This window comes from Nitratireductor sp. J20-h4 (assembly GCF_056780505.1).
On the sequence record NZ_CM165557.1, the window covers coordinates 3,016,214 to 3,035,858 of the forward strand.

21 protein-coding genes are annotated in these 19,645 nt (G+C 65.2%); 16 read left to right on the forward strand and 5 right to left on the reverse strand.

What is annotated here, in order from left to right:
• The first annotated feature begins 9 nt into the window (after nucleotides 1-9).
• The 15 genes from ACT2B0_RS14610 to ACT2B0_RS14680 all read left to right on the forward strand — a co-directional run bounded on the left by ACT2B0_RS14610 (nucleotide 10) and on the right by ACT2B0_RS14680 (nucleotide 13,036).
• Entirely contained in the window at nucleotides 10-1,269 is a 1,260-nt protein-coding gene (locus ACT2B0_RS14610; protein WP_473458673.1) for a flagellar hook protein FlgE, read from the forward strand.
• Between the two features lie 32 nt (nucleotides 1,270-1,301).
• Nucleotides 1,302-2,753 carry a flagellar hook-associated protein FlgK gene (flgK, locus tag ACT2B0_RS14615; RefSeq protein ID WP_473458675.1) on the forward strand — a complete coding sequence of 484 codons (1,452 nt, stop codon included), beginning with the start codon at nucleotides 1,302-1,304 and terminating at the stop codon, nucleotides 2,751-2,753.
• 7 nt (nucleotides 2,754-2,760) lie between these two features.
• Nucleotides 2,761-3,813 carry a flagellar hook-associated family protein gene (locus ACT2B0_RS14620; protein ID WP_473458677.1) on the forward strand — a complete coding sequence of 351 codons (1,053 nt, stop codon included), beginning with the start codon at nucleotides 2,761-2,763 and terminating at the stop codon, nucleotides 3,811-3,813.
• A gap of 39 nt (nucleotides 3,814-3,852) precedes the next feature.
• Nucleotides 3,853-4,200 carry a flagellar biosynthesis regulator FlaF gene (flaF, locus tag ACT2B0_RS14625; protein ID WP_473458679.1) on the forward strand — a complete coding sequence of 116 codons (348 nt, stop codon included), beginning with the start codon at nucleotides 3,853-3,855 and terminating at the stop codon, nucleotides 4,198-4,200.
• Complete coding sequence (flbT, locus tag ACT2B0_RS14630) at nucleotides 4,197-4,643, forward strand: flagellar biosynthesis repressor FlbT (RefSeq protein WP_473458681.1); 447 nt, start codon at nucleotides 4,197-4,199, stop codon at nucleotides 4,641-4,643. Before flaF ends, flbT begins: the two co-directional genes overlap by 4 nt.
• Nucleotides 4,640-5,038 carry a flagellar hook assembly protein FlgD gene (flgD, locus tag ACT2B0_RS14635; RefSeq protein ID WP_473458683.1) on the forward strand — a complete coding sequence of 133 codons (399 nt, stop codon included), beginning with the start codon at nucleotides 4,640-4,642 and terminating at the stop codon, nucleotides 5,036-5,038. The genes flbT and flgD overlap by 4 nt, the downstream gene beginning before the upstream one ends.
• A gap of 50 nt (nucleotides 5,039-5,088) precedes the next feature.
• A complete protein-coding gene (gene fliQ, locus ACT2B0_RS14640; protein WP_473458685.1) occupies nucleotides 5,089-5,355 on the forward strand; it encodes a flagellar biosynthesis protein FliQ in 267 nt (88 codons plus the stop codon).
• Between the two features lie 133 nt (nucleotides 5,356-5,488).
• On the forward strand, nucleotides 5,489-7,099 hold the full coding sequence (locus ACT2B0_RS14645; protein WP_473458687.1) for a serine hydrolase: 1,611 nt from the start codon (nucleotides 5,489-5,491) through the stop codon (nucleotides 7,097-7,099).
• Between the two features lie 116 nt (nucleotides 7,100-7,215).
• Nucleotides 7,216-9,312 (forward strand): flagellar biosynthesis protein FlhA, encoded by a 2,097-nt coding sequence (gene flhA / locus ACT2B0_RS14650; protein ID WP_473458689.1) that lies wholly within the window; start codon nucleotides 7,216-7,218, stop codon nucleotides 9,310-9,312.
• On the forward strand, nucleotides 9,312-10,055 hold the full coding sequence (gene fliR, locus ACT2B0_RS14655) for a flagellar biosynthetic protein FliR (RefSeq protein WP_473466010.1): 744 nt from the start codon (nucleotides 9,312-9,314) through the stop codon (nucleotides 10,053-10,055). Before flhA ends, fliR begins: the two co-directional genes overlap by 1 nt.
• Nucleotides 10,056-10,057: 2 nt before the next feature.
• A complete protein-coding gene (locus tag ACT2B0_RS14660) occupies nucleotides 10,058-10,450 on the forward strand; it encodes a hypothetical protein (RefSeq protein WP_473458691.1) in 393 nt (130 codons plus the stop codon).
• A 60-nt stretch (nucleotides 10,451-10,510) separates the two neighbouring features.
• Nucleotides 10,511-11,068 (forward strand): rod-binding protein, encoded by a 558-nt coding sequence (locus tag ACT2B0_RS14665; protein ID WP_473458693.1) that lies wholly within the window; start codon nucleotides 10,511-10,513, stop codon nucleotides 11,066-11,068.
• A 21-nt stretch (nucleotides 11,069-11,089) separates the two neighbouring features.
• Nucleotides 11,090-11,515 carry a hypothetical protein gene (locus ACT2B0_RS14670; RefSeq protein ID WP_473458695.1) on the forward strand — a complete coding sequence of 142 codons (426 nt, stop codon included), beginning with the start codon at nucleotides 11,090-11,092 and terminating at the stop codon, nucleotides 11,513-11,515.
• Nucleotides 11,512-12,015 carry a hypothetical protein gene (locus ACT2B0_RS14675; RefSeq protein WP_473458697.1) on the forward strand — a complete coding sequence of 168 codons (504 nt, stop codon included), beginning with the start codon at nucleotides 11,512-11,514 and terminating at the stop codon, nucleotides 12,013-12,015. Before ACT2B0_RS14670 ends, ACT2B0_RS14675 begins: the two co-directional genes overlap by 4 nt.
• A 52-nt stretch (nucleotides 12,016-12,067) precedes the next feature.
• A complete protein-coding gene (locus tag ACT2B0_RS14680) occupies nucleotides 12,068-13,036 on the forward strand; it encodes a fumarylacetoacetate hydrolase family protein (RefSeq protein ID WP_473458699.1) in 969 nt (322 codons plus the stop codon).
• Nucleotides 13,037-13,057: 21 nt separating this feature from the next.
• Here ACT2B0_RS14680 and ACT2B0_RS14685 read toward each other — a convergent pair whose 3' ends face one another.
• Nucleotides 13,058-13,861, reverse strand: a complete 804-nt coding sequence (locus ACT2B0_RS14685) for a crotonase/enoyl-CoA hydratase family protein (protein WP_473458701.1) — start codon at nucleotides 13,859-13,861, stop codon at nucleotides 13,058-13,060.
• Between the two features lie 230 nt (nucleotides 13,862-14,091).
• Between ACT2B0_RS14685 and ACT2B0_RS14690 the strand changes: the two genes are divergently transcribed.
• Nucleotides 14,092-14,589, forward strand: coding sequence for a MarR family winged helix-turn-helix transcriptional regulator (locus ACT2B0_RS14690; protein WP_473458703.1), 498 nt, complete (start codon nucleotides 14,092-14,094; stop codon nucleotides 14,587-14,589).
• A gap of 23 nt (nucleotides 14,590-14,612) precedes the next feature.
• Here ACT2B0_RS14690 and ACT2B0_RS14695 read toward each other — a convergent pair whose 3' ends face one another.
• From ACT2B0_RS14695 to ACT2B0_RS14710, 4 genes are all read right to left on the reverse strand, one after another.
• Nucleotides 14,613-15,035 (reverse strand): acyl-CoA thioesterase, encoded by a 423-nt coding sequence (locus ACT2B0_RS14695; RefSeq protein ID WP_473458705.1) that lies wholly within the window; start codon nucleotides 15,033-15,035, stop codon nucleotides 14,613-14,615.
• 13 nt (nucleotides 15,036-15,048) lie between these two features.
• Complete coding sequence (locus ACT2B0_RS14700; protein ID WP_473458707.1) at nucleotides 15,049-16,293, reverse strand: thiolase family protein; 1,245 nt, start codon at nucleotides 16,291-16,293, stop codon at nucleotides 15,049-15,051.
• 115 nt (nucleotides 16,294-16,408) lie between these two features.
• Nucleotides 16,409-18,394, reverse strand: a complete 1,986-nt coding sequence (locus ACT2B0_RS14705; RefSeq protein ID WP_473458709.1) for an acetyl/propionyl/methylcrotonyl-CoA carboxylase subunit alpha — start codon at nucleotides 18,392-18,394, stop codon at nucleotides 16,409-16,411.
• Between the two features lie 81 nt (nucleotides 18,395-18,475).
• Nucleotides 18,476-19,642, reverse strand: coding sequence for an acyl-CoA dehydrogenase family protein (locus ACT2B0_RS14710; protein WP_473458711.1), 1,167 nt, complete (start codon nucleotides 19,640-19,642; stop codon nucleotides 18,476-18,478).
• Between the last annotated feature and the right edge of the window lie 3 nt (nucleotides 19,643-19,645).

Consider the following 19,645-nt stretch of genomic DNA (forward strand, 5'->3'; position numbering starts at 1 on the left):
GAAGTTGCAATGAGCCTTTACGGGATGATGCGGACCGGCGTATCCGGCATGCAGGGCCAGTCCAACCGGCTCGGCACCGTCGCTGACAACATCGCCAACGCCAACACCAATGGCTACAAGAAGTCGATGACGGAGTTCTCCACCCTGGTGATTTCCAGCGGCGAGGGCAGCTATTCCTCCGGCGGCGTCGTGTCGAACGTGCGTTCGGCCGTCTCGCGCCAGGGCGTCATCCAATACACGCCGTCCGCAACGGATCTGGCGCTATACGGCAACGGTTTCTTCGTCGTGCAGGATACCGCAGGCCAGCCCTTCCTGACACGCGCCGGCTCCTTCGTGCCCGATGACGAGGGCCGCCTGGTCAATGCCGCCGGCTTCTATCTGATGGGCTACAGTTTCGAAAACGGCGCGCCGACCCCGGTCAGCAATTCCTTTGCCGGGCTCGAGCCGATCCAGGTCCTTCAGCAGGCGCTGACCGCCGTCCCAACGACCTTCGGACGCTTTTCCGCCAATCTGCCGGCCAGCGCCGCCGTCGTGCCCGCCGCCGACCTCCCCTCCACCAACACGCCGGCCGCGACATTCACCAACAAGACCTCGATGGTGACCTATGACAGTCTCGGCGGCGAGGTCCTGCTCGACATCTATTTTTCCAAGACGTCGGCGAACGAGTGGGAAATCGCTGTCTACAACCAGGCCGATGGCGCACCGACGACCGGATTTCCCTACGCCACGGGTCCGCTGGCGACCGAGACGGTCACCTTCGACGGCGCAACGGGCAAGCTGACCGTAGCAAGCCCCAAGGACATCCAGATTCCGATCCCGGGCGGCGAAACGCTCGACCTCGATCTTTCCACGATGACCCAATTGTCGGCCGGCTACATTCCCGGCGACTCCAACGTCAACGGCAGCGCCGCCAGCGCCATGAAGGAAATCAAGATCGACGGCGACGGCACGGTCTACGCCCAGTACGAAAACGGCACGTTGCAGGAACTCTACAGGATCCCGCTCGCCAATGTCCGCAGTCCCGACGAATTGAATGTCGAGAGCGGCAACGTCTACAGCCAGAGCACCTCGTCGGGCGACGTCTTTCTCGGTTTTGCCGGCGAAGGCGGCTTCGGGTCCGTTCGCTCGGGCGCGCTGGAGGCCTCCAATGTCGATATTGGCGAGGAACTGACCGCGATGATCGAATCGCAGCGCAGCTACACCGCCAATTCGAAGGTTTTCCAAACCGGCTCCGAGTTGATGGACATCTTGGTTAACCTGAAGAGGTAGTCTGGCGTGCCTTTGTCGGAAAGAGCTTTGGAATGTCGCTGACGACCGCCCTCGGAATCGCACAAAACGCGCTGCTGACAACGGCGCGGCGAACCAGCATCGTCTCGCAGAACGTCACCAATGCCTCCAATCCCGACTATTCGCGTCGCTCCGCCGTTCTGTCGAGCGACGCACCCGGCGTCCGCGTCGCCGAAATCCGGCGCGCGGCGGCCGAGGCCCTGTTCTGGCAAAACCTCAGCGCCTCGTCGTCGTGGGAAGCGCAAAAACAGTTGCTTGCCGGCTATGACACTCTCGCGATCTCGGTCAACGGGGCCGACAACGCCGCCTCCCCTGCGACCGCGCTCGGTAAGCTTCAGGAGGCCCTGCAGCTCTACGCGACCACCCCTTCGAGCGCCACGGTCGCCGAAGGCGCGCTCGACGCCGCGCGCCAGTTCGTCCGTTCGCTCAACAACGGCAGCGCGCAGATTCAGACGTTCCGCGCCAATATGGACGTGGAAATCGGGATCGCGGTCAACGATCTCAACCGGCTGCTTGCCGATTTCGAAGTCGCCAACAAATCGGTGATCGCCGCGCGCGCGACCGGGCGCGACGCCTCCGACGCGCTCGACCAGCGCGAGGCGATCCTCAAGCAGATATCCGACCAGATCCCCATCTCGACCTTTTCGCGCACCAACGACGACATGGTCATCACCACCGCGGACGGCTCCACCCTGTTCGAGACCAGGCCGCGTGTGGTGTCCTTCGAGAGCACCGCGGCCTATGCGCCGGGCGTGGCCGGCAACGCCGTTTACATAGACGGCATCCCGCTGGCCCCCGGCAAGAACGGCGCGGTGTCGGGTCGGCTCGCCAGCTTCGTTGCCCTGCGCGACGACGTCGCCACAACCCTGCAGACGCAACTTGACGAGATCGCGCGCGGCGCCATTGCCGCGTTTTCCGAGACCGACCGCACCGGCGGCGGCGCTCCCCCGCTTGCCGGCCTGTTCACCTGGGCGGGCGGCCCGGCCCTGCCGCCGGCGGCGACAAGCACAACGGGACTGGCCAATTCGATCGCCATCAATCCGGCGTTTGATACGGATGCCGGCGGCAATCCCGCCCTGCTGCGCGACGGCGGCGCCAACGGCGCAGCCTATATCGCCAACCCGGGCGGCGCCTCCTACGCCAACCTCCTGATCGACTATGGCGACCGCCTCATTGCTCCGATCACCTTCGATGCGGCTGCCAGGCTTGCCACCAATATCAGCGTCACGGAATTCTCCAGCGCCTCGATCGGCTGGATCGAGGCAAGCCGCCAGAACGCGTTCAACGCCGAACTGACGACCGGCGCCCTCAAGGTGCGCACCGCCGAAGCGCTGTCGAACGAAACCGGGGTCAATATCGATGTCGAGATGTCGCTTCTTCTCGATCTCGAACACGCCTACGAGGCGTCGGCCAGGCTGATCCGCACCGTCGACCAGATGATGGCGACGCTCTTGGAAACGGTGTGAGACCGTCGTGAAAATTTCCTACGTCTCCTCTCAGGCAATTTCCCAGGCGCTCAGACACCCCCTGTTGCGCTCGCAAAGTGAACTCGTCAGCGCCCAGAAGGAAGCGCAGTCGGGCAAGGTGGCAGACGTTGGTTTGGCGCTCGGCATCCGCACCGGCCAGGCGGTATCGCTGGCGCGCGATGTCGGTCGGCTCCAGACGATCGTGGATGCCAACACGCTGGTGGCCTCCCGCCTCGCTGCGACCCAGGACTCGCTGAGCCGGGTATCGGAAGCAGGCTCGGCCTTCCTGTCTGCGGTAACCGCGGCCATCTCCGGCGATTCCGATCCGGCCACCACCAGGCAGGCGGGCAGGGTCATGGGCGAAGCGCTCACCGGCATCATCAATTCCAGCTTCAACGGCGAGCACCTGTTTGCCGGGGTCAACACGGACGTGCGCCCGCTCGCCGACTATCGGGCCGATCCGCCATCCGCCGCCAAGACAGCGTTCGACGCGGCGTTTCTGGCGCATTTCGGCTTTGCCCAGGACGACCCGGCCGCCGTCGCCATCGACGGGCCCGCCATCACGGCTTTCCTGGACGGTCCGGCCGTAGCGGAATTTCTCGGCGCGGGCTGGAACGCAAACTGGTCGAACGCGACCGATCAGGGCATTTCAACGCGCATATCGCTCAACGAAACCGTGGAAACCTCCGTCAGCGCCAACATTGACGGGATACGCAAAATGGCCATGGCCGCCACGATCGTCGACGATCTGTTTTCGAGCGCCCTGAACGAAGGCGCCCTACAAGCCGTCGCCAACACCGCGTCACACCTGGTCAGCGAAGCGATGGGAGACATCGCCCAGGTGCAGGCCGCCACCGGCTTCACCGAACAAAGGATCAAGAACGCCAGCGAGCGTCTTTCCATGCAGGTCGACATCTTCAACGGCTTCCTGAACGATATGCAGGGCGTAGACCCGTTCGAGGCGGCGACCCGCGTCAACGCGCTGATCACCCAGATCGAAACCTCCTACGCGCTGACAGCGCGCATCCAGCAATTGAGCCTGACGAGGCTGTTGTCCTAATGCGGCGCCACGACGGCAGAAAGTAAACACGGAAAGAAGATGTATCAGTTTTCATACGCCGACATCCAATCCGACTCGGCCGCGGACGCGAAGGACCGCGAGCGGCAACTGCTGACCCGGTCCATCGATCTGTTGGTGGCAGCGCGCGACGCGGGAGCCGGCTCGATGCAGGCGGTCGAGGCGGTGCATTTCCTCAACCGGCTGTGGACGGCTTTCGTGGAGGATCTCGGCAGCCCCGAAAACGGACTGCCGTCCGAGTTGCGCGCCAACCTGATTTCGATCGGCCTGTGGCTGCTGCGCGAGGCCGAAGCGATCCGGCAGGGCGAATCGGACAATTTCGACGGGCTGATTGAAGTCTCTCAGATTATCAGGGACGGCATTCAATGAAGGGAAAGCTGCGGATTTCGCTCAAGGCGAACGAGAAGATCTACATCAACGGTGCCGTGGTGAAGGTCGATCGCAAGACTTCGATCGAATTCCTCAACGATGTGCAGTTTCTGCTCGAAAATCACGTCATGCTGCCCGAGAACGCGTCGACACCGCTTCGCCAGCTCTATTTCATTATCCAGGTCATCCTGATGAATCCGAACGATTCAGGCGATGCGCGCGACATGTTCCGTCGGTCGCTGCCGCTGCTTCTGGCCAGTTTCACCAGCGAACAGATCCGCGCGACGCTGAAACAGGTCGACAGGCTGGTCTCCGAGGAACACACCTATGAGGCGTTGAAGATGCTACGCGGCCTGTTTCGGCTCGAGGAGGCCGTTCTGGCCGAAAGCGATACCGCCCACAAACCGATCGAAAACCTGGCGCTGGAGGCGCTTGCATCATGACCGTAACCAGCGCGACATCCGCACCGCCGACCACGGCACTGCAATCCGACACCAAACGTACCAACCTGGTCGACTACGACTCCTTCCTGAAGCTGCTCGTCACGCAGATGAAGAACCAGGATCCGACCAAACCGATGGAATCGACCGACTATGTCGCACAATTGGCGACGTTCTCGCAGGTCGAGCAGACCGTGCAGACCAACAGCAAGATCGACCAGCTGATGCAGGTCTCGCTGCTCGGCCAGGCCGATGCCATCATCGGGCGGACCGTCACTTCGGCCGATGGGGCGGTGTCGGGAAAAGTCGCTGAAGTGCGTATCGGCAGCGCCGGTCTGATCGCCGTATTGGCGGATGGAACCGAATTTCCCGTCGAACCCGGCATGACAATCAGCTAGGGTGCATCCATAGCTCGACGTCTTCTTTCGGCCGGCGGATTCGAAAACCCATGAACGAAGCCGACGCTCTCGATATCGTGCAATTCGCCATCTGGACGGTGCTGATGGCGTCCGGACCGGCCGTGATCGTGGCCATGCTGGTCGGCGTCTCGATCGCGCTGGTGCAGGCGCTGACGCAGATCCAGGAAATCACGCTCACCTTCGTCCCGAAAATCATCGCCATCCTGCTTGCAGTCGCGTTTTCCGGACCGTTCGTGGGCGCGCAGATTTCCTCCTTCACCAACGTGATATTCCAGCGCATCCAGGGCGGTTTCTGATCGCGCCGCCACTTGGAACGCCCCCGTCGCAAAACCATGACAGCGCCTGGCCGCAACCACACCGGAACGCCTGACCGGCCTTGCTCCTCGTTCAGGCAACGCATCGGCTGCCGTTCGACAGAAAGGAAATCCCGTGTTTTCCCACCATGTCACTGCCATCCGCGCTGCGGGGCTCGCCGCCGCGCTCGCTCTTCTGCCAGCTCCGGCACAGGCTGAGCAGGACGACGCGATACGCTCGCAACCCATGCCCTCGCCCGCCCAGGAGGTCGCGATCGAGATCACCCGGACCGAGATCGACGCCGCCATAGCCGGGCTTGACGGGCTGGCCGCCGACATCCTGCGCCGCTCGGCCGTTCCCGGCCTGGCGATCGCAGTGGTGCACGCGGGCAAGACTGTTTACGCCAAGGGTTTCGGCGTGCGCTCGCGCGCAGGCCGCGAGCCGGTCGACGCCGATACGGTATTTCTGCTCGCCTCGCTGTCCAAGCCGGTCGGCGCGACCGTCGTCGCGCACCAGGTCTCGCGCGGCGTGGTCGGCTGGAACACGCCGGTCCAGGCGCACCTGCCCTGGTTCCGACTGGCCGATCCCTGGGTGTCCGCGCATGTCACCATCGGCGATCTTTACGCACACCGCTCGGGCCTGCCCGATCATGCCGGCGACGATCTGGAAGATATCGGCTATGGCCGCAAGGCGGTCCTGGAACGCCTCCATCTGCTGCCGCAGGCCACGTTCCGCGACAGCTACGCCTATACGAATTTCGGCCTGACGGCGGCGGCCGAAGCCGTGGCCGCGGCCGCCGGCAGCACCTGGGAAGAGCTCTCGGCGCAGGCGATCTACACCCCGCTGGGCATGTCGGCCACCAGTTCGCGTTACAGCGACTATCTGGCCCGGACCAATCGCGCGGCCTCGCACATCCCCGGCCCCGACGGGTACGAGGTCGCGGATCTGCGCCGGCCGGATCCGCAATCCCCCGCCGGCGGGGTCAGCTCGAGCGCCAACGACATGGCCAGATGGATGACCATGGTGCTCGGTGGCGGCATGTTCGAAGGCACCGAGATCATTGCGCCGGACGCGCTGATGCCGGCCGTCAGCCCGCAGATCCTGCCGTCGCCGCCGCATGCGCTCGACGCGCGCGCCGGCCAGTACGGCTTCGGCTTCAATGTCGGCGTGCGCGCGTCCGGTCGCGTCGTCTTCAGTCATTCAGGTGCCTTCGCACTGGGCGCGGCCACCGCCTTCACCCTGGTTCCCGGGCTCGATCTCGGCATCGTGGTGCTGACCAACGCGCCACCGGTCGGCGCGGCCGAGGCGATTGCCGCAGGCTTCGCCGACATGGTCGAATTCGGCGAGGTGAAGCGCGACTGGTTCGAGGGGTATCGGTCGCGACTGGCGCCGCTGACGGCGCCGGCGGGCGAACTGGCCGGCCAAAAACCGTCCATCGGCGCGCGCGCGTCCCGGCCGCTGGAAACCTATCGGGGCACCTACGAAAACGCCTATTACGGACCGGCCACCATCACCGTCCACGAAGGCAGTCTTCGACTTGCCGTCGGTCCCGCCGATACCGCCTTTGCAATGACGCCCTGGGAGGAGGACAGTTTCATCATCGAGCCCTTCAACGAGAACCAGCCGAGGGGTTCTGTGTCCAGGGTCACGTTCGAGATGACCGACGGGGCGGCGAACGCGGTGCGCATCGAACATCTCAACGCCTATCGCGACGGCGTCTTCACGCGGATTGCGACTGGGCAGTAGACCCCACGCGGCCGGCCGTCACGCCAGCGGCCGGCCGCGCCGCAAAACTCATCCTCGCGCAAGCTTGGGGCCCTAGTCTGCGAGCTTCAAATCAGGCGCGGAGATAACAGACCGACATGGCGGCAGGCCCGACCACATACACGCCCGTCCCGGCGGCCTCCGCCCGCAACGGCCGCGACGTCTTCTTCGCGATCGGCATCATCACCATCCTGTCGGTCCTGTTCCTGCCGATCCCCTCCTTCATGATCGATATCGGGCTGGCGTTTTCGATCGCGATCTCGGTCCTGATCCTGATGGTCGCGCTGTGGATACAGCGGCCGCTCGATTTTTCCTCCTTCCCGACGATCCTGCTGATCGCCACCATGCTGCGGCTGGCGCTCAACATCGCCACCACACGCGTCATCCTCGCCCACGGCAACGAGGGCACCAACGCGGCCGGCTACGTAATCGGCGGCTTTTCCAACCTGGTCATGGCCGGCGATTTCGTCATCGGGCTGATCGTGTTCCTGATCCTGATCGTGGTGAACTTCATCGTCATCACCAAGGGCGCCACCCGCATCGCCGAGGTCGGCGCCCGCTTCACCCTCGACGCCATTCCCGGCAAGCAGATGTCGATCGACGCCGACCTTTCCGCCGGCATGATCAACGACAAGGAAGCCCAGGCGCGCCGGCGCGAGCTCGAGGAGGAAAGCTCGTTTTTCGGCTCCATGGACGGCGCCTCGAAATTCGTCCGCGGCGACGCGATCGCCGGCCTGATCATAACCGGGGTCAACATCGTCGGCGGCGTGGCAATCGGCTATGGCCGCCACGACATGAACCTTGGCCAGGCCGCAGACGTGTTCGTCAAGCTGTCGGTCGGCGACGGCCTGGTGACCCAGATACCGGCGCTGATCGTCTCGCTGGCCGCCGGCCTTCTGGTCTCCAAGGGCGGCACGCGCGGGTCCGCCAACCAGGCCGTGTTCGGCCAGCTCACCGCCTATCCGCGCGCCCTCCAGGTCGCGGCCCTGCTGCTGGCGGTTCTGGCTTTCCTGCCCGGACTTCCCTTCCTGCCCTTCGTTGGGCTGGCCATGGTGATGGCCGGCGTCGGCTATGCCATCCCGCTGCGCCAGAACCGCCGCGCCGCCGCCGAGGCCGAGGACGAAAAGCAGCGCCAGGACGCGATCGAGGCCGAGGACAAGAACTCCATCAGATCGTCGCTGAGAACGCCCGAAATCGAGCTCCTGATCGGCAAGCAGCTGTCCGCCCGCCTGCTCGCCTCGCATCAGGAACTCGCCTTCCGCATGGGCAAGATGCGCAAGAAATTCGCCCTCGACTATGGTTTCGTCGTGCCGGAAGTGCGCCTGACCGACGATTTCGCCATTCCGCCGAAGAGTTACCAGATCAAGATTCACGGCACGGTCGTGGCGGAACATCAAATGCGCGTGGGCGAGGTGATGGTGCTGCTGGGCGGCAACGAGCCGCCGGACATGCCCGGTGAGGAGGTGCGTGAACCGGCCTTCGGCATGCGCGCCTATTCCGTTCCCGAAACCTTCTCGGAGGAGCTGAAACGCGACAATTTCGCGATCGCCGACAATCTCTCGGTCCTGCTCACCCATCTCTCCGAGGTGATCCGCAACAACCTGCCGCAGCTCCTGTCCTACAAGGACATGAAGACGCTGATCGAGCGGCTCGACCCTGAATACAAGAAGCTCGCCGAGGAAATCTGCACCAGCCACATCTCCTATCCGGGCCTGCAGGCGGTGTTGAAGCTCTTGCTGGCCGAGCGCGTCTCGATCCGCAACCTGCACCTGATTATCGAGGCGATCGCCGAGATCGCACCGCACGTGCGGCGCACCGAACAGATCGTCGAACATGTGCGCATCCGCATGTCGCAGCAGATCTGCGGCGACCTCTCCGAAGCCGGCACGCTGAAGGTGCTGCGGCTCGGCAATCGCTGGGACCTCGCCTTCCACCAGGCGCTCAAGCGCGACCAGAAGGGCGAGGTGCGCGAATTCGACATCGACCCCCGCCTGCTGGAGGAATTCGGCCAGGAGGCAAGCAAGGTGATCCGCCAGCATTTCGACGCCGGCGAGCGCTTCGCGCTGGTCACCGCGCCGGATGCCCGGCCCTATGTGCGCATGATCATCGAACGCCTGTTCTCGACCCTGCCCGTCCTGTCGCATGTCGAGATCGCCAAGGGCGTCGAGATCAAGGTACTCGGCGCGCTGTCGTGATCAGCGACCAGATCGTCATCACGGCGTTTCTGGCCTTCTGCCGCATCGGCGCCTGTTTCATGCTCATGCCCGGCCTTTCGAGCGTGCGCGTGCCCATGCAGATCCGGCTGTTCGTGGCGATCGCTGTGACCTTCGCGCTGTTGATCCATCTCTGGGACAGCCTGCTGCCTTATGCCAGTCGCGCGCCGGACGTTCTGGCGCCGATGGTCGTGTCGGAACTGCTGACCGGCGCGCTGATCGGGCTTGTGACCCGGTTTTACATCCTCGCGCTGCAGTTCATCGGCTCCGCCATCGCCATGATGTCGGGCTACGGCAACATGGTCGCCTCGGGCATCGAAGAGGCCGAACCGCAGGCCGCCGTCACCAATCTGATCACGCTTTCTGCCCTGCTTTTGCTGTTCATCTTCAACTTCCACCACGAGATCATCAAGGCCCTGGTCAATTCCTACGAGGTCGCGCCCCCGAACCTGTTGTTCAACCCCCGGTCCGCCCTCACCGACATGGTCGACGTCCTGTCCGAGGCGTTCCTGGTCATGGTCCAGCTCGGCAGCCCGTTCATCGCCTACGGCATCATCGTCAATCTGGCGATCGGCTTCGTCAACAAGCTCACGCCGCAGATACCGATCTACTTCATCTCGCTGCCCTTCGTGCTGGCCGGCGGCATCCTGCTTCTTTATCTCGGCATCGGACCGCTGCTGCGCCTGTTCGCGGACGGGTTCGTGCCGATCACGGTCGGGCGCTAGCGATGGAAAAGAGCCGACGTCTCGCCCGCCTGCTCAAGGTCCAGAACCAGTTGAAGGCGCTGCATGAAACCCAGCGCGCCGGTCATCTGCGCGACGCACACGAGGCGGAAGCCAGGGCTGCCGAAGTCGCCGAGCGCAAGGACGGCCCCGGCTCGCTCTCAGCACTGTTTCCCGAGCTTTACGAGCGCAGCATCGCCCGCGCCTTCGAGGATCGCGACCGCGCGCTGACCGCGGCGGAAGCCGAAGCGGCCAAAATCGCCGTCGAGACCGCGCGCTGCCGTATGCTCGACCGCGACCGCCGGGTCGCCGTCACGAGGGAGGAGCGCACCCGCGAGGAGCGCGACGGGCTGGAAAGCGTCGAGCGCATGCTCGGGCGCGCGCCGGAAGACAAGTAAGGTTGCGGCAAGCTCTGTCTGCGACAACGAACCAAGCTGAATTTCGAGAAGAGGATCGCCTTGGCCATTTCGCCCCCCAGCGACATCGTTCTCGATGTCGCCCGCGCCGTCGACCAGACCGACCTCGCCGCCGCGCGCACCCGCCTGGCGGCCGCAGCCAGGTCGGTGGCGGCCGGGTTCGAGGCAGGCGGCGCGCCGGACCTGCGCGGCAGGCCCGCCGCGGGCGCCGGCGCCAGAGCGCCCGAGGCGTTCCGCGACTTCGAGGCCATGGTGCTGCAGACCTTCATGCAAAGCATGCTGCCCGAGGATGCCCAGAACGTCTATGGCGAAGGCCTGGCCGGCGAGATGTGGAAGACGTTTCTGGCGCAGGAACTCTCCAGCGAGATGGCAAAGCGCGGCGGCATCGGCATCGCCGACCGGATTCTGGGCGATTTCTACATGGATGACGACAAACGCGTCGCGGTTGCCGGCGTCGCCGCCGATACGCAGGAAAAACGCGCCGCCGACACGCAGGATCTGCTTTCGGTGGCGCTGATCGACGAAATCCAGCGTACGATCGTGCGCGGCTTCGAGGACGAGGCTGACCCGACGGGTCTCCCCGTGCGTTCCGGGCGCTGACACAAGGGAGCTTGCGCGAAAGTGAGCGAACAGGACATCTACACTTCCGTACCAACCCTGCGCGCGGGCGCTGATGCGCCGACCGGGCCCGGCCCGCGCTCGGGCTCGCTCGGCACGATCATCGCGCGCATCGAGGAGGCGATCGAGGCGGAGACGGCAGCCATCCGCACCGACGTCAATTTCGACCTCAAGGCCTCAAACGCGCGCAAGAGCCGCCATCTCTACGACCTGAACCGCGCCGTGCGCGACGTGGGCGCCGGCGCGCTGGAAGCCCATCGCCCGGACATCGCGCGTCTGCGCGACAAGCTCGCCGACAACGAATCCGCGATCAAGGCTCATTTGAGCGCGGTCAATGAGGTCGCCAAGCTGCTGCAGGACGCGATCGAGCGCTCGGAGGACGACGGCACCTATTCCACCAGAACCTTCGGCGGAGGCGGTGGCCTATGATCAAATTCGTCATAGGCGCGCTCTGGATCGTCGCCGTCACGATCGGCTCGATATTCTTCGCCTTTTCCGCCACCGGCGACAAGGACGACACGGGCGAGCGCGCCTATCTCGAAGGCCTGGAATATTACAAGACCGAGATCGTGACGGTTCCGGTCATCCAGAAGGGCGAGGTGCGCGGCTATTTCCTGACCCGGCTTGTCTATACGGTCGAGCCGGAGAAGCTGAAGAAGCTCAAATTGCCGATCGACACGCTGCTTGTCGACCAGCTTTACACCTATCTGTTTTCCAATCCGCAGATCGATTTTTCGCAGACCGACACGCTCGACATCGTCGCACTGCGCAACGGGCTGCGCGACAGCATCAACGAGCGTGTCGGCGACAAGCTGATCGAGGAAGTGCTCGTTCAGCAGATCGATTACCTGACCAAGAGCGACATTCGCGACAATGCGCTGCGCCGCCGCGACGCCAATGGCGGCAAGAACCGGCCGATCCTGCGTTGAGCCCGGACGCGGCCCGCTACGGCGCCAATCCGGTTAGCAAGGACCGCGATGCATGAAACTCGTCACCTTCGAGCAGCAGACCACCCGCCGGATCGGCCATGTTGATACCGACACGCAAACCGTGTTCGACCTGACCGGGGCGTCGGGCAACGACCCCGCCTTCGCCACCATGCTCGACCTGATCGACGCCGGCGAAGCCGCGCTCGGCCACGCCCGCGAGATGGCCGCCGACCCCGCGCTGATCGCCCGCCATTCCCGCCCGCTGGCGCAGATCCGGTTGCTCGCGCCGCTTCCCGTGCCACGACAGATGCGCGACTTTTCCGTCTTCCCCGGCCATATCAAGCAGGCGCCGCGCGGCATGCGGCGGCTTGCCGCCATAGCCCGCGGCGACGAGGCGGCGGCGGCGGCCGCCAAGCCGCTCGACGCCGTGCCCGACATCTATCGCACGCAGCCGGCCTATTATCTGACCAACCGCTTTTCGGTCATCGGACCCGACGCCGTGGTTGCCTGGCCACGCTACAGCCGGGTGATGGATTTCGAGTGCGAGTTCGGGATCGTCATCGCCAGGCCCGGCCGCGACATTCCCGTCGGCGACGCCGGCTCCCACATTTTCGGCTACACGATCTATAACGACTTTTCCGCCCGCGACGCTCAGCTTGCCGAAATGCAGACCATGCTCGGACCGACCAAGAGCAAGAGTTTCGACTACGGCAACGCGATCGGCCCGTGGATCGTCACGCCGGACGAACTTGCCGATCCCTACAAGCTCGCCATGCAGGCGCGGGTAAACGGCGAGGTCTGGGGACGCGGATCGTCGGCCGACATGTTGTTCACCTTCGAGGACATGATCGCCCACGTCTCGCGCGACGAAACCCTGCATGCCGGCGAGTTTTTCGGTTCCGGCACGATGGGCAATGGCTGCGGGCTGGAACTGGATCGTTTCCTAACCGACGGCGACGTCGTCGAACTGGAGGTCGAGGGGCTCGGCGTGCTGCGCAACACTCTGCGCGCGCAAGGGTAGAACGCGGCCCGCCGTACCGCGCTATTTGAATTTCGGATCGCGCTTTTCCAGAAACGCCCGCAGGCCTTCCCTGGCATCGCCGCCGGTCTGCGACAGCGCGGCGCTGAGGCTTTCGGCGAACAATCCGTCGCCACGCCCCATATCGTCGATGCGCGAGACGGCCTGGATGACCAGATAGTTGACCAGCGGCGCGTTGGACGCGATCTCCATGGCGAGTTCGCGGGCCTTGGCGATCCCCTCGCCGTCACCGACGAGATAATGCGCAAGGCCGAGGCGGTGTCCCTCCTCGGCATCGTAGGAACGCCCGGTCAGCATCATTTCCGTCAGCCTGTCGGCGCCGAGGAGACGCCCGACCCGCACCGTCGCGCCGCCCCCGACGAAAATTCCCCTTTTGCCTTCCGGCAGTTGAAACCGGGCCGAAGGCTCGGCGATGCGCACATGGGTCGACGCGGCGATTTCGAGCCCGCCGCCGATCACGGCGCCGTTGAGCACCGACACCACGGGCAGTCCGCCGAGTTGGATTTCGTCCATCACCTTATGCCAGCCGCGCGAATGCCGCATCACCTCGGCCGGCTCGCGCGCGACCTGTTCGGAAAGGTCCAGTCCGGCGGAAAAATGCCCGCCCAGCCCGTGCAGGACTGCCACGCGCACCGCCTCGGGCGGCGCGGCGAAGAAGCGCTTCAGCCGGTCCAGCAGCGCGTCGCTGATCGCGTTGCGTTTTTCCGGCCGGTTGAAGGCGAGAAAAGCGATCGGCCCGTCAATCGTAATGCGTAACGGCGCGGCGGCACCCTCGTCACGTATCGCCGCGCCGTTCGAAGTATTCATCGGTCGCGTCTCCACATCTGCCTGCATGGTCGAAAAATGTTTTATATCATAACATTATTGCGGGATACAAGGCGACGCTGCCGGCCGTGCGGGCGGTTGACCCGGCTTCGCCCTTCGTGCGAACAAATTCGCACAGGGAACCGGACGTCACCGATTTTCGCCGGTGACGGACCGGACAGGCGACCTACGGCAACAGGGCCGCGAGGAACAGGGAGCGGTCGGCAGGCACAGTGAGCGCTGGTTCCAAGAAAACGGGTCCGTCCGACGACCGCGACAGCCCAGCCGACACGCAGCCGGCCATGCCGTCAATGTCGACCATTGTCGGTTACAAGCTGCGGCGCGCCCAACTGCACGTCTTTCAGGATTTCATCGGCACGTTTTCCAAGATGAAACTGCGTCCGGCCGAGTTTTCGGTGCTGGCCATCATCGCCAACACGCCTGGGCTGAAACAGTCCGAGATCGCCGAGATGCTGGGCATCAAGCGCGCCAATTTCGTCGCGCTGATGGACGGACTGGAAAAGCGCGGCCTGGCCGAACGCCGCAAGGCCGATACGGATCGGCGTTCGCATTCCCTGCATCTGACCCCTGAGGGCGAGAGATTCGTGCGCAAGATGGCCGCCGTCTGGGCCGAGCACGAAAACCGCATGATCGAACGCCTGGGCGGCGCGCGCGAGCGCGATCGGCTGATCGGCCTGCTCGACCGCCTGATCGAGCCTGCGGGGCAATAGGCCCCGGACCGGGACGGGCAGCCCTACCCGGCCGAAAGCGCGGCGATCACCTCCTTGGGGATGGTCTTGCCGCGTATGCGGTCAGGATCGTCGGGGTGTTTTTCGGCCCACACCCGGGTTTCCCGCGCTTCGATAGCGAGTTCGTCGCCCTTGAACACGCGGTGCTGGACATCGAAGCTCGAGCGGCGCAAGGCGCCAACCCGGCTTTCGATGGCGATCACGTCGCCATAACGTGAAGGCACGAGGAAGCGCGCCCCGGTGTCGACCATCGGAATGCCGACTATGGCGTAGGTCTTCGTCCAGGCGATTTTCTTCATGCCCAGCGCTTTTTCGAACAGATAGGCGGTCGAGGCGTCGAACATGGCGAAGTAGCGCGGATAGAAAACGATGCCGGCGGCGTCGCAATCGCCCCACTCGATCTCGACCTCGCGGCGGTGAACAAGCATGGCAGCCGCTCCGTCAGCCCGCATCCGGGTTTTCGACCAGGACAGCGATGCCTTGCCCGCCGCCGATACAGGCCGCCGCGATGCCGTAACGCAGGCCGGCGCGGCGCAGTTCGCGCGCCACCGTGGTGGTGATGCGGATACCGGTCGCGCCCAGCGGATGGCCGATGGCGATCGCCCCGCCATTGACGTTGAGCTTGTCCTCGTCGAGGCCGAGTTCGCGCGCGCAGGCGATCGTCTGGGCGCCGAAGGCTTCGTTGATCTCGATACGGTCGATCGCGTCGAGATCGAGCCCGGCCTCATCGAGCAGCGCCCGGATCGCCGGCGCAGGACCGATGCCCATAATGTGCGGCGGCACGCCGACCGTCGCGCCGGCGACGATGCGGGCAAGCGGTGTGCGTCCGTTGGCGCGCGCCTTGCTGACGACGATGGCGGCGGCCGCACCGTCGACGATCGCGGAGGAATTGCCGCCCGTCTGCACTCCGCCGAAAGCCGGCCTGATCCTGGCCAGCATGTCGTAGGAGGACGGACGGATATGGCTGTCGGTGTCGACCGCCTCGATCTTGCGCGGCAGGCGGATGCCGCGCTGGTTGAAACCGTCGACGGCAAAACTCTCGCTGACCACCGGCGTGATCTCGCCGGCCAAGAACCCGTCCGCCTGCGCGGCGAGCGCGCGGGCGAAGGAGCGTTCGGCGTAGCGGTCCACTTCTTCGCGCGTGATGTTGTAATCGCGCGCCAGATTTTCGGCCGTGTCGCCCATCGTGCACGAGCAGGCCGGATCGAGCAGCGCCTCCCACAGGAAATCCTTGAACTCGACCTGACCCATGCGGAACCCGGAGCGATGCGTGTAGGCGGCGACCGGATTGCGGCTCATCGATTCGGTGCCCACGCACAGCGCCGCCTCGACCCGCCGGCGTTCCACCAGTTCGGCCGCCTGCAGCACCACCTCGATGCCGGTGCCGCAAATGCGCTGCACCAGATGCGCCGGCCGTTCCACCGGCACCCCGGCATAAAGCCCGATATGGCGCGGCGTCATATAGGCGTCGAACGAGGCCTGGGCCATCGAGCCGGCGATGGTGGTGCCGATATCGGCCGGGTCGAACCCGGTCTTGTCGAGCACGGCCCGCGCAGCCTTGATGCCGAGATCGATGGGCGAGATGTCAGACAGCGCGCCGGTATAGTCGACGAACGGCGTGCGCGTGCCGTCGAGCAGCCAGGCGTCGTCGAAGCTGAAACGCAGGCCCTGCGGGGTGTCGGTCATCTCGGTTCCAGCCTCTTATGCACCATCGTCAACGCCGCCGGCCGGCGGGCCGCACAGGTCGCGCCCGTCGCTGCCGGCAATTAATGTTATTAATTATAACAAAATAGCGCGGGACTCAACCGGGCCGATCGCCGTCCGCCGGGTCTCCTGGGCCCGGATCGAGTTCGATCAGCAGATCTCCGGCGCCGACCTGCTCGCCTTCGCCGCGATGGACGGCCCGCACCGTGCCGGCGACCGTGGCCGCAAGCGCGGTCTCCATCTTCATTGCTTCGATGACGGCGAGCGTATCGCCTGCCTCGATGGAATCGCCCGCGACAACGGCGAGCGAGCGCAAAAGCCCGGTGACGGGCGCCGTCACGCGCGAAGCGTCCGCGACCGGCGGCCGGGCGGCCAGCGGATCGGTTTCGCGGAACGCCAGACTGTGCCCGTCCATATCGAGCCATAGCGTCCGGCCGGACACGAAAACCGTTGCCCGCGCCGGCGTGCCGGCATGGACGTAGCGCAGCTCCTGGCCGTGCAACGCGATCTCCGTCAGCGCCACCGCGTCGCCATCGACACGGATCGTCGACAACAGGCCACGCGCGACCTCAACCACCACGACGCGGGTCTCGTCTCCGCAGATGAGCGTGAGCGGGCAGGCCGCGATGCCGCTGGAGCGGAACCAGTCGCCGTCGACGCCAAGCGCCAGAACGGCGCCGGCGAGCGCGAAGTGCCAGTCCTGCAAGGCTTGAGCACCCATCGCCGCGCGTCCGCTGCCGAGCAGGTCGTCGATAAAACCGGTGGTGACGCCGCCCTGCCTGAAGTCGACGCCCTCCAGCAGGTCGATCAAGAAACCGCGATTGGTCGTCAGGCCGAACAATGGCCGCGCCCTGAGCGCCCGCACCAGCCTGTCGATCGCCTCGTCACGGTTACGACCATGCGCGACCAGCTTGGCGATCATCGGGTCGTAATGCGGCGAGACCCGGTCGCCCGCCGCAACGCCGCTGTCGATCCGGATACCCGCCTCGCCAGTCTTGACCTGCGGCTGCCAGAACAGGATTTCGCCGGTCTGCGGGCGGAACCCGTCTGCCGGGTCCTCGGCGTAAAGCCTGGCCTCGATCGCATGGCCAAAAAAGTCGATATCCTCCTCGCGCAACGGCAAGGGCTCGCCCGCCGCCACCCGCAACTGCCATTCCACCAGGTCGATGCCGGTCACCATTTCCGTGACCGGGTGTTCGACCTGGAGCCGGGTGTTCATTTCCAGGAAATGATGCTGGCGGTCGGCGCCGACGATGAACTCGACCGTGCCCGCCCCGACATAGTTTACGGCCCTGGTCGCCGCGATCGCGTCCACCGCCATCGCAGCCCCCATCGCCGCATCGACAAAGGGCGACGGGGTTTCCTCCACGATCTTCTGATGCCGGCGCTGCGCCGAACAATCGCGTTCGCCCATATGCACGACATTGCCATGCGCGTCGGCGAACACCTGCACCTCGACATGGCGGGCCTCGGTGACGAGTTTTTCAAGCAGCACGCGCCCGTCGCCGAACGCCGCCTCGGCCTCGCGCCGCGCGCTTTCCAGTGCCGCATCGAACGCCTCGGCCCGGTCGACGCGGCGCATGCCGCGCCCGCCGCCGCCGGCCGCCGCCTTGATCAGGACAGGAAAACCGATCTCGCGCGCCGCCGCGGCCAGCCGTTCGGCCGACTGGTCGGCCCCGTCGTAACCCGGCACCACCGGCACGCCGGCCTCGACCATCACAGCCTTCGCCCCGGCCTTGTCGCCCATGACGCGGATCGCGTCCGGCGGCGGGCCGACGAAGACCAGCCCCGCCGCCCGGCAGGCTTCGGCGAAATCGGCGTTTTCCGACAGGAAGCCGTAGCCGGGATGGATCGCCTCGGCTCCCGTCGCCCGCGCGGCGGCGATCACCGCGTCGCCGTCGAGATAGGATAACGAAGCCTGCGCCTCGCCGATGCGCACCGCCTCGTCGGCCTGGCGCACATGCAGCGCCGCGCTGTCGGCATCGGAATAGACCGCAACCGTGGCGATGCCCATCCGGCGCGCGGTGGCGGCGATGCGGCAGGCGATCTCGCCGCGATTGGCGATCAGCAGGCGCGCAATCACGCCGCCGCCTTCCATGAGCATGGGCGGGAGCGGCAATTGCCGAACGGCGACATCGGGTCAGATCCTCGCAAGGCCATGCGACTACCCGCGCGCCTTGTTGCTCGTGCCCGGCAGCGTGCCTTCCAGCTTACAGATGATGCCGAGCATGATTTCGTCGGCGCCGGCCCCGATCGACACCAGACGCGTGTCGCGAAAGGCGCGGCTGACCGGATTGTCGAGCGTATAACCCATGCCGCCCCAATATTGCAGGCAGGAATCGGTGAGTTCGCGCGCCAGGCGCCCGGTCTTGAGCTTGGCCATCGAGGCGAGCCGGGTCACGTCGCGCCCGGCGACATATTGCTCAATCGCGCTCCAGGTCAGGGCGCGCAGCGCCTCGACCTCGGTCCTGAGTTCTGCGAGCCGGAAATGCACCACCTGATTGTCGAGCACCGGCTTGCCGAAGGTCGTGCGCGCGCCGGCATAGTCGATCGTCAGGTCGATCAGACGGTCGAAGCCCTTAAGCGAGCTCGCCGCCGAATAAAGCCGTTCTTCCTGGAACTGCAGCATCTGCATCGTGAAGCCCATGCCCTCCTGGCCGATGATGTTGCGCCGCGGCACCCGCACCTCGTCGAAGAACAGTTGCGCGGTATCGGACGAATTCATGCCGATCTTCCTGATCTTCTGGCGCGAGATGCCTTTTGCATCCATCGGCACCGCGATCAGCGACTTGTTCTTGTGCGCCGGGCCGTCCGACGTGTTGGCGAGCAGGCAGCACCAGTCGGCCTTCATGCCGTTGGTGATCCACATCTTGGTGCCGGAAATGACGAAATCGTCGCCGTCCACGCGCGCCGTCGTCTTGACGGCGGCGACGTCCGAGCCGCCGCCGGGTTCCGACACGCCGAGACAGCCGACCACGTCGCCGGCGATCGAGGGGGCGAGAAACGTCTTCTTGACGTGATCGGAGCCGAACCGGTTGAGTGCCGGCGTGCACATGTCGGTATGCACCCCGATCGCCATCGGCACGCCGCCGGCCGCGCTCAGGCCGAGTTCCTCGGCCATCACCATCGAATAGGAAAAATCGAGACCCAGCCCGCCATAGTCGGGATCGTACTTGATGCCGAGCAGGCCGAGATCGCCGAGCTTCTTGAAGAGGTCGTGCGAGGGAAATTCCTCCGCCGCCTCCCAGGCGTCGACATGGGGATTGATCTCGGTCTCCACGAACCTGGCCACGGTACGGCGCAGATTGTCGTGCTCGGGGGTGAACTGCATCGC